The following is a 10,418-nucleotide window of genomic DNA, read 5'->3' as shown; positions in this document are numbered from 1 at the left end:
CGTGTGCATCTAAGAGTGCGGCGGACAATAACCCTCGGTCACGTGCATGTGCACAGATGCAGTCGAACAACGATTGGGATGGCCTATCCTCGGCAACCGCGCGGACGCCGCGGCACCCCCGGGACTAGAAGGTCTACAGCATAGGCGTAAGTTCTTTGAAAGGCTGATTCAAAGCTGAGAAATGTGGAATATGACGTCCGTCAAACACCTGACTTGATGATCATCAACACATCGGGGTCGCAACCCCTGTTGGCCCGGCCACGAGGGGGATCGCCTCATGCAGGGCGGCTCAGGCTGACCCGATGCACAAGTGTGCATCCGACCGCCGGATTTTGCACATGTGTGCATCGGGCCCAATTATGCACATGTGTGCATCAGGGCGGCCCGTTATGCAGATGTGTGCATCTTAGAGGTCGAACGGGCGCTACCTGGGGGCACGTGCATGTGCACAGATGTGGGCCGAGTGGCGTTGGATGGCCTGTCCTCGGCCAACGCGCGACGTCCGCCGCAATCCCGGCCTAATCTACAGCGTCGTCGTAAGTTGCTGAAAATGCCCATTCAAAGGTGAGGAGCGTGGAACGTCACGTCAGTCAAACACCTGGCTTGATGATCAACCACATCGGGGGCGCAGCCCCTCGAAGCCTTGGCCTCGTCTCATGCACGGAAGCTCAGGCTGGCCCCGATGCACATGTGTGCATCCAGCGGCTCGTTATGCACATGTGTGCATCCGCGGGTTATGCACACATGTGCATCGGGGCGGATTATGCACATGTGTGCAAAGCGCCGACGCGACTCGGACCACCTCAGTTTGCACATGTGTGCATAACGAGGCACGGAGTCAGCAAGGTTGAGATATGAGGGAATTGATAAGGCACTGACATAACGCAAAAATATTGAGTTGACGAACTTTTTGTGGAGGTTAATTGCGCGCGATCACGTGCGCGAGCGCTCCCGCGCACGGATCCACGCGCGCGTGGATCCACGCGCGCGCAGATCTCTCTATCATAATCTAAGACTCTAAGATTAGATAAGAGAGAGAGAATCTCTCCGTGCGCGCGCGCGAGAACCCCCGGCGAGGCGCAGCTTCTGTTTGAGCTTAGCCGTTCGTGTGTCACACCCACACGCGTTGCGCCCATGGACGTTCATCAGACCATGCAACGATCAGATTCTCATAGCTTCCTAGGGGTGAAGGCCATCCGCAGGATCTTCGCGCGTCGAAACGGGGCGAGACGTCTTGCCGTTCGCCGCCCACTTGATGGTGCCGCATGCCGATCCTACAATCCTTGCTGAGCCGGCGGTTGGACGCGCCGGCGTCGAGGAGCAGCGTCGTCGTGGTACTTGGGAATCAGGAAACGTCGCGGGGTCTGTGGGCGCAGGAGCGTGCGCGTAACCCTGCGGCGGAGCGGTCGAGCGAAAGTTTTGCCCGGGCACGCAACCGATCGGCAGTTGACGCATTCCGCACTCGACCGACGCCTCGCGCCGTGTCGGTCGCGAAGTAACGGAGCTGAGCCGATGACGACTGTGGCCAAGCGCCAGCTGGGCAGCCAGGGCCTTCAAGTGGCCGCGCTCGGTCTCGGCTGCATGGGCATGTCCGAGTTCTACTCCGGCCGCGACGAGCGGGAATCGATCGCGGCGATCAATCGCGCGATCGACATGGGCGTCGACTTTCTTGACACGGCCGACATGTACGGATGCGGTGCGAACGAGGAGCTGGTTGGGCGCGTCGTGCGTGAGCGGCGCGAGTGGGTCGTCGTCGCCACCAAGTTCGGTAACGTGCGGGGCGAGGACGGCGGCTTCAGGGGCATCAATGGCCGCCCCGAATATGTGCGGGCAGCCTGCGACGCTAGTCTCCGGCGGCTCGGTCTCGACGTGATCGACCTCTACTATCAGCACCGCGTCGATCCCGCGGTGCCGATCGAGGAAACGGTGCGATGGCCGACCTGGTTGCGGCAGGCAAGGTGAAGTACCTTGGCCTATCCGAAGCGGCGCCCGAGACGGTACGCAGAGCGCATGCCGTACATCCGATCAGCGCTCTCCAGACCGAATACTCACTGTGGAGCCGGGATCCGGAAGATGAGATCCTGCCTACCGTTCGGGAGCTTGGGATCGGATTCGTGGCGTACAGCCCCATCGGCCGCGGTTTCCTTACCGGCCAGTTCAAGACGCAGGATGATCTGCCCCTGGACGATTACCGACGCAATTCGCCGCGCTTTCAGGGAGCGGCGTTCGAGAAGAACCTGCACTTGGTCTCAGATGTCGAGCGGATGGCCGCCGAGAAGAACTGTACGGCCGCGCAACTCGCGCTTGCGTGGGTGATCGCGCAAGGCCAGGACGTCGTGCCAATCCCCGGCACCAAACGCCGCAACTACCTTGAAGAGAATGTCGGTGCTCTCCAGGTGATGCTCTCCGACGAGGACATGCGTCGCATCGACGCAATACTGCCGCCAGGTGCGGCGAGGGGCGCGCGCTACCCGGAGGCAAGCATGGCTGCTCTCAACCGATAGGGACGAGCAGGCTCGCTCTCGCTAGGCTCCACAACAGGGCTGACGCAACGTGCAGGACATGTGGCGTGTCTGGTGTGACGGGCGAGGCTTCACCATCCACAACCGCCCGGCGCTTTGGATGACAAGAGCCGCACTTGCTCGAAGTTGTATTGGCGCGTCGGATATTCCCTGAGATTACAGGCAGCTGTGCCGCCCGTAGAAGCCGCGTGGCGGCAGCCTGGCAATGTGCGAGGGCCGCAGGGAGGGGCGGATGCCCGAGCAAGCGATCGTTGCAGACGTAGGCCGTACCGCACTGCGTATCGGAATCACGGACGATGCCTGCTCACTGGTGAGTGAAAGCGTTCGCACGCTCTCTCCTGAGGCCGAACCGACAGTGTCCGGCGCAATCAGCGGGCTTGCCAGGGAGCACGGATTGGTCGGCGGCGGCATTCCGCTGGCGATTGCCGTATCGGGAATGCCGCGCGGCGACATGATCTCCGTGACCAACGGACGATGGCGCATTTCGCGACCGGGTCTCACGGCCATGCTCCAGCGCGAGCCTTTTATTCTGAACGACTTCGCTGCGAACGCCTGGGCCATCAGCGATATGCGGGTTAGTTTCCTCGAGCCCCTCTCGGCGGGGCAGCTGGATCCGCAGCGACCGGGCACCTACTGCATCATCGGTATAGGCAGTGGTCTCGGTGTTGCGCTGATGTCGCGGGATGCCTCTGGCCGCGTGACCGTCGTGCCCACGGAAGCCGGTCACTGCGCATATCCTTCCGGCCTAACCGATGTCATGGCGGCTGCATCTGCGCTGCCGGCGAGGGCAGGCTTCACCTCAGCGGAGTCCATCCTCTCGGCCGGCGGCCTTCTGGCCGTGTACACAGCATGCGCGGCCTCTGCGGGGGCGAAGCCCTCCACGTCCGATCCGAAGGAGGTGATCCGGCGGGCTAACGGCGCCGTTGACGAGCATGCAGTCACCGCGCTCAAAACCTGGTGCTCGGCGCTATGGTATTACGCGGGCAACATGGCGCTGGCCTACGGGGCGCTGGATGGAGTGATCCTGACCGGTAGCGTGTCAGCCTCGCTGAAGAAGATGCTTGCGCGAGAGGAGCTGGCCAGGCACTTCGTCGTGCCCAGCCCGTATCAGAAGCAGCTGGCGATGGTGCCCAGGGCCTTGTCGACACTTCTGCACCCCGAACTTGCGGGAGCCGCGGTGGCGTTAAGGACCATGTTGACGACGCACTGACTGGGAGAACGAACCAAAGGTGTAGATGCTGATCACCGTCGCTGTTCAGGCGGTGAATGCCTGGCATGATGAGATCCACGCCTCGTCCGATCACCCGCGCACCCGGCAACGACAGGGAAGAAGCAAGTCACTCGTGCTTCTGTCGGCCGCGGATGTGGAGCGCGTGCGTTTTCAAAGGTCGCAGACATGCCGCAGAATCCGTTCTGTCACTGTTGTTTCGCTTATAAGCGCGGAGGCATCGATCCCCTGCCGCTCAGGCTTCCTGCCTTCACCGGAGCGACAAGGGTAGCCAGGCGCCGCCCACGATGGCGAGACCGGTCAAGTTGCCGATCGGCACGCCGCCCGGGCGTCATACATTACTGTGGCAATACGGATTTTCCCGCTTTATGCGCCCGCGTTCCAACCGGAGCTACGCCCTTGACCAATACGATTACCGGCCAGGAGCCCTACGGCGAGATCTTTGTCGGCGACGGCGAGATGGCGCGCCTCATGCGATCCCATGATTGGCGTGCGACTGCTCTTGGCGATCCCTCGACCTGGCCGGAGAGCCTGAAGGTCGCACTCCGCCTGCTGCTCACGTCGAGGTTCGAGATGTGGCTCGGGTGGGGCCCCGATATCAACTTCTTCTACAACGATGCCTATCGTCCCACGCTCGGGGTCAAGCATCCTAACTCGTTGGCAGTTCCCACTCGACTACTGTGGGCGGAAATATGGGACGACATCAAGGATCGTCTCGCCACGGTCTACGAGCGCGGCGAGGCAACCTGGGATCGCGCGCTGCTGCTTCTCCTCGAACGCAACGGCTATACTGAGGAGACATACCACACGTTCTCCTACAGTCCGCTGCTCGGCGACACGGGGGCTGTCGAAGGGGTGTTCTGCGCCGTGTCCGAAGAGACCGATCGAGTCATCAGCGAGCGGCGGCTTGCCTCTTTACGCGAGCTCGCTAGCGGACTGGCACGGGCGCAAGTTCGGACTGACGTACTGGAGGCCGTGCGGTCAGGGCTTTCCCGCAACCTGCACGACCTGCCCTTCAGCATCGTGTACCTGTTCGATGATGCAATGGTGCCTGCACTCGCTGCCGCAGTCGGCATAGCGGCCGATGACGCGCACTGCGAGCCTCGCGTCTGGCGGCTGGATCGCATCGCCGGCCTCGGCGAGATCCTCGTGGAAGATGCTCCGGCCGGGCTGCCGCAGGGGTCATGGAACAGGTCTCCATCCAAGGTCGCCATCGTTCCGCTACCTGGTCCAGCGGGAGAAGGAGCGCGTGGCGCCATGGTCGTGGGCCTCAACCCCTTCAGGCCGGTGGAAGAGCAGTACCTCAGCTTCCTTGATCTTCTGGCAGGGCAGATCGCAGCGGGGCTCGCGAGCGCTGAAGCAATGGAGCTTCGCACGCGCGAGCGAGACCGCGTTCGCGACCTCTTCCAGCAGGCTCCCAGCTTCATGTGCATACTTGCCGGCTCGGAGCTGCGGTTCGAGCTGGTCAACGATGCATACCTCCAGCTCGTCGGCCACCGCCATCTGATCGGCTTGCCCGTGCGCGAGGCGCTACCGGAGATCGACGGACAAGGCTTCTTCGAGCTGCTCGAGGGCGTGTTTTCCAGCGGTGAGCCCTTCGTCGGACGAAACATGCCAGTGACGATCCAGCGAGGCCATGGCGCTCCTCCTGAGAACCGCTTCGTTCATCTCGTCTATCAGCCGATCTTCGAGCCGAACGGGTCCGTCTACGGCATCTTCGTCGACGGCTATGACGTGACTCACCAAAAGCGAGCAGAGGATCAACTGCATCAGTTGAACGAAACCCTCGAGCAACGGGTCGCCGAGCGAACCCAGGAGCTTCGCGCGGCATTGGAGCGCCTGCATCACGAGGCAAGCGAGCGCGAAGTGGCCGAGCGGGCTTTGCGCCAGTCGCAGAAGCTAGAAGCGCTCGGCAAGCTCACCGGCGGCGTCGCGCACGACTTCAACAATCTCCTGCAGGTGGTCAGCGGAAACCTTCAGCTGCTCTCGCGAGACGTCGCGGGTAACGATCGCGCCGAAAAGCGGGTCGAGAATGCAATGGCCGGCGTGACCCGCGGAGCGAAGCTCGCTTCCCAGTTGCTTGCGTTCGGGCGCCGCCAGCCGCTTGAGCCCAAGGTAGTGAACCTGGGACGGCTGGTCCGGAACATGGACGACCTTCTCCGGCGTGCGATCGGCGAGGACATAGAGATCGAGACAGTGGTGTCCGGTGGCCTCTGGAACACCCTGATCGATCCAGGCCAGATCGAGAACGCGATCCTGAACCTGGCGATCAACGCCCGGGATGCGATGCCGGACGGCGGCCGCCTTACGATCGAGGCGAGCAATGCCTTCCTCGACGATGAGTACGCCAGGCAGCATGATGAGGTAAAGGCTGGCCAGTATGTCATGATCGCGGTGACCGACACCGGCTCGGGTATCCCGAAGGACATCCTGGAACAGGTGTTCGAACCATTCTTCAGCACGAAGCCGGAGGGCAAGGGCACGGGGCTCGGCCTCTCCATGGTGCACGGCCTTGTCAAGCAGAGCGGTGGACATCTGAAAGTCTATAGCGAAGTTGGCGAGGGCACCACGATCAAGCTCTACCTGCCTCGTGAAAGTCAGGAAGAAGATGTCCTCACCGATATCAGCGCAGCTCCAGTGCGAGGAGGATCCGAGACCGTGCTGGTCGTCGAAGACGACGATGGAGTGCGGGAGACTGCCGTCGCGCTTCTTTCGGAACTTGGATATCGGGTGTTGAAGGCTCGCGACGCAATGAGCGCGTTGAACGTGATCGAGAGCGGCATCCCCATCGACCTGCTGTTCACCGACGTAGTGATGCCCGGGCCACTTCGCAGCCCGGAACTGGCGCGCAAGGCCAAGGAACGGCTGCCGAAGGTCGGCGTCCTATTCACCTCCGGTTACACCGAGAACGCGATCGTGCATCATGGTCGCCTGGATCCGGGCGTAGAGCTGCTCTCCAAGCCCTACACGCGAGAAGCACTAGCCCGGAAGGTGCGCCACGTTCTTGGGAACCAGGCGCAGCGCAATGATCTGCACGTGTCCTCTGTGAAGCCTGCCCAAGCAGCTGTCAAAGCATGTGCCGAGCAGTCTCTGGCCCTTGGCTGCACCATCCTTCTCGTCGAAGATGACGACCTCATCCGATTGAACGCGGCGGAGGTGCTAGCGGATGCGGGCTTCTCGATTATCGAGGCATCGAGTGCAGAGAGCGCTGAGCAGCTACTGGAGTCGCGTACGATCGACATATTGCTCACTGACGTGGGCCTGCCGGGAAAGTCGGGAGTGGAGCTTGCAAGGAGCGCCGTAGCTCGGTTCCCTCAGCTGAGGGTGGTATTCGCCTGCGGCGACGACTCGCAGATCAGTCAAGCGGTCGGAGACGCTACGATATTGCTGAAGCCCTACAAGGCCGAGGAGATGTTGAGCGCTGCAATCGGGTCTTGGAACCGCGCGAAGCGGTAGAAGAGCGTCCGTCCGGGGCGCTGGCACCACGAAGGCTTCATCCAGTTATTCGCAGTGTTTCGAAGACGGTGTGTTCTCTCTTGCGTGGGCACTGCGTTGCGCTAGGTCCGGCGGACGAAATCGATCATTGACGGGGTAGAGAGATGAAGCAGTTCCTGGCCGCAACCGCAGCCGTTTTCTTGTGCGGCGTCTCGTCGCCTGCGCTGGCCCAGGGCAAGCCGACCAGGACGCAGCGCACGCAGGAACAGGCGATGCAGGACGTGCCCCATTGCGCGCGCAAGCTGGGCACGCTTTCGATCGTCGATGGCGACGATCCCCGTGGCTGGACGCAATACTCGCTGGCGCCACCGCAGAAGCTGCTGAAGGTGCTGGTGCAGCGTTCGGGCTGCTTCAATCTCGTCGACCGCGGCTCGGGCCTGCAGGCGGCGCAGCTGGAGCGCAACATCGGCGGCGATCTCGGCCACCAGCGCGGCGCCAACGTCGGCCAGGGCCAGATCAAGGCGGCGGACTATGTCCTTGTTGCGGAGGTGCAGGCGTCGAACCGCAACGCGGCGGGTAGCGGCGTGGCAGGTGCCGCTGGCGGCGTTCTCGGTGGACCGATCGGTGGTCTGCTGGGCGGCATCAAGTCGCGCAAGATGGAGGCGAACACGGTCCTCTCGCTCACCAACGTTCGCACGACCGAGACGATTTCGACGCAGGAGGGCTACGCCTCGAAGAACAGCGTAAGCTGGGGTGCCGGCGGTGGCCTCGGCTTCATCGGTGGCGGCCTAGGTGCCGTCGGTGGTGGCTATGACAATACGGATATCGGCCGGATCGTGACGCTAGCGTTCATCGACGCCTATTCGAAGATGGTCAACGAACTCGGCCTTGTGCGGCCGGGCGACGAGGGTACCGCCCAGGCGGCGCCGACCAAGACCTTCACCGCCCAGGCGCCAGTCGCGATGCGCAGCATGCCCGCCCCGACCGGCAAGGTAACCCGCACGGTGCCAGTCGGCGCGATCCTCTACCCGACAGGCAAGAAGGACGGCCTGTGGTGGGAAGTCGCCGACGAAAACGACAATGTCGGCTGGGTGCTGAACACCAAGCTTGCACCATCGAACTGATCAGCCGCGGGTTCCGGGTCGGCCACAGGACGCCCTCGGCGGTAGACCCGAGCCGCTCGAGGCAGCAGTATGCCGTTCCGTAGATCACCGACGCCCGGCTCGAAAGCATTGCAGTGGACTTTGGCTTTGGCTGCATGGGTGCCCCAGATTGGCACCCGAGCTCGCGTGCAACCCGCAACTGCTTTCAGCCGCGAGTGTCGCATGAATGAGTTTGGCTAACTGGTAAGTCTATGTCTCGCCGCCGTGGACGCTGCCATCTGGGATGCCTCCCGAGCGAAAGTCGAGCATAGACCTAGTCCATCCTGACCACGAGCTCGGTGCAGCCATTTAGGTTGAGTTCCCCCTCTCGCGCAACGTGGAGCAGCAAGGCAGGGGATGCTCTGGGCCAGAAGAGCCCGCCTCCGCAAGGGGGTGAACGGAGCGGGCTCTTCCTCGCCACGCTCGAAGCGGAAGCTTCGAGAGGTGCTTAGTCTGGACGCCTGAGCCTCCAGTCCGACGCGGACTAAATGGACCGTACTGCTCCAAGGCACAATTAAGTGGAAAGCCGGGTGCTCCGTGCATGCAAAGTTAAGCGACCGCGCGCAGGCAAGGCCACGGCCGTCAACGACTCGCTGCACGAAAGGGACGCGAGCTGTCGATCCTACGGTAGTTCAGGCTTTGCAGACCTGAAGTCTGGGCACTGATAAGTTCGTACGTGCTGGCCCAGGAGCCGGGCGATCGTACCTGAGGCAAGCTGTGTCACATGAACAGCGCATGCGGGCGTGCGATCAGAAAGCTGGACACGGCGCAAGGCAGCCACTAACGCACAGTAGCCGTCCCCCCCCCAACCGCAATAGGGGCCTGAATTCGGAATGAAGCTTTCCTTCCGCAGGGGGCGGCACCTAGATCTTACAGCCTAACGCATACTCCTTCTCGGTAGTTGAAGTGATCGCGCCGGTCTCTCGACGAGCGAGTGGTTGAAACAGAACCGCCGGCATCGCTCGACAGAGTACCCGGCCGCCGCGGTGCGCACCGGATGCTCGAGCCCTTGCCGAAAACTTCGTCTCACGCGCAGGGCGGGCCAGGTTTTATCTCCGAGCATCTGTGTTGGAGACGACCCGCCACCCCCCTCTCGGCCGCGTTCTCCTCAAACCTTCGAGCCCAGCAGCGTTCGTACTGCTGGGGGACGGCACCGGCAGGTTGATCACCGGCTTGCGGAGGGCTCCGATCGAATCGAACTGCTGCAACCGCTGCAGCGGTGATGCCGAGGACCATATGTATGGAGTTCAGCGCGGCGAAGCTGTTCGCGCACCGCGTCTAGCCTGGGTATCTTCATTTCGCAGCGGGCGCCCTGTGTGGCTTCCCGATGCCGCGCTTGCACTATGATGCAGTCTCGCTCGTCTGCCTCCGTAGTTCGTCGGAGTGACGGCAGGTTCGGCGACGTTCCTATAACTTGGAAGTGCACTTTCTGCGCTTCGGGGTACAATGCGAACACGCGCGATCATGCTTGGTGCGGCGATGCTGGTCGCAGCTCCTACCCGCGCGCAAGCGCCGCTTGCTGAGCAGCAGATCGCTCGAGCCATCAACCGAATGTTCGGCAGTCCCGAGGAGGCGCTTGGGGCTGCGCGTGTCGCCGAACGCGAGGCGGACAAAGATCCTGCAAGTGGCTTGCTCGCCACGAAGGCCCGCTGGCTCGAAGGGGAAGCCTTATCCCGCCTCGATCGAGATGCCGAAGCTGAACCGGTGGTCTCCCGGGCACTCGATGATGCGCGTAAGCGCTGGCCAAAGACGGTTCTGCACGCGGATCTGCTGATGACTTGGGGGGGGAATCCAACAAAATCGCAACCATGCTGCCGTAGCCCTCGAATCATTTCAGCAGGCGCACAATCTGTTCCGCAGCCTCCGCCAGCCGCGCAAGCAGGCCATAGCACTGGTGATGATAGCTAGCCTCTACAATCGCGCGCGCGATAGCGGATCGGCTCTCCGCTATTTCCAGGCTGCCCTGGATGCATATGCGGGCGATCGCAACCTGCGGATGTCGATCCTGAACAACCGCGGCAACGCGTTGCTGGACCTAGGCCGTCCTGCCCATGCGGCGCGAGAGTATCAGCAGGCGCTAGCCTTGGCTCA

The 10,418-nt window shown here is 62.4% G+C and carries 4 protein-coding genes and 1 pseudogene; all 5 read left to right on the top strand.

Annotated features, from left to right (window positions below):
* Nucleotides 1-1,521 precede the first annotated feature (1,521 nt).
* Nucleotides 1,522-2,504: pseudogene (locus SPI01S_RS21275) on the top strand (aldo/keto reductase).
* 250 nt (nt 2,505-2,754) lie between these two features.
* Complete coding sequence (locus SPI01S_RS21270; RefSeq protein ID WP_066727316.1) at nt 2,755-3,732, top strand: glucokinase; 978 nt, start codon at nt 2,755-2,757, stop codon at nt 3,730-3,732.
* A 417-nt stretch (nt 3,733-4,149) separates the two neighbouring features.
* Nucleotides 4,150-7,206, top strand: a complete 3,057-nt coding sequence (locus tag SPI01S_RS21265) for a response regulator (RefSeq protein ID WP_373278329.1) — start codon at nt 4,150-4,152, stop codon at nt 7,204-7,206.
* 143 nt (nt 7,207-7,349) lie between these two features.
* Nucleotides 7,350-8,309 carry a CsgG/HfaB family protein gene (locus SPI01S_RS21260; protein ID WP_066727314.1) on the top strand — a complete coding sequence of 320 codons (960 nt, stop codon included), beginning with the start codon at nt 7,350-7,352 and terminating at the stop codon, nt 8,307-8,309.
* 1,915 nt (nt 8,310-10,224) lie between these two features.
* A partial coding sequence (locus SPI01S_RS21255) for a tetratricopeptide repeat protein (protein WP_157084831.1) occupies nt 10,225-10,418 on the top strand: 194 nt, incomplete at its 3' end.

The organism is Sphingomonas pituitosa NBRC 102491 (genome assembly GCF_001598435.1).
Taxonomy (GTDB): domain Bacteria; phylum Pseudomonadota; class Alphaproteobacteria; order Sphingomonadales; family Sphingomonadaceae; genus Sphingomonas; species Sphingomonas pituitosa.
The sequence above is the reverse complement of the archived record's forward strand: the minus strand, read 5'-3'. Positions and strand labels throughout refer to the sequence as shown.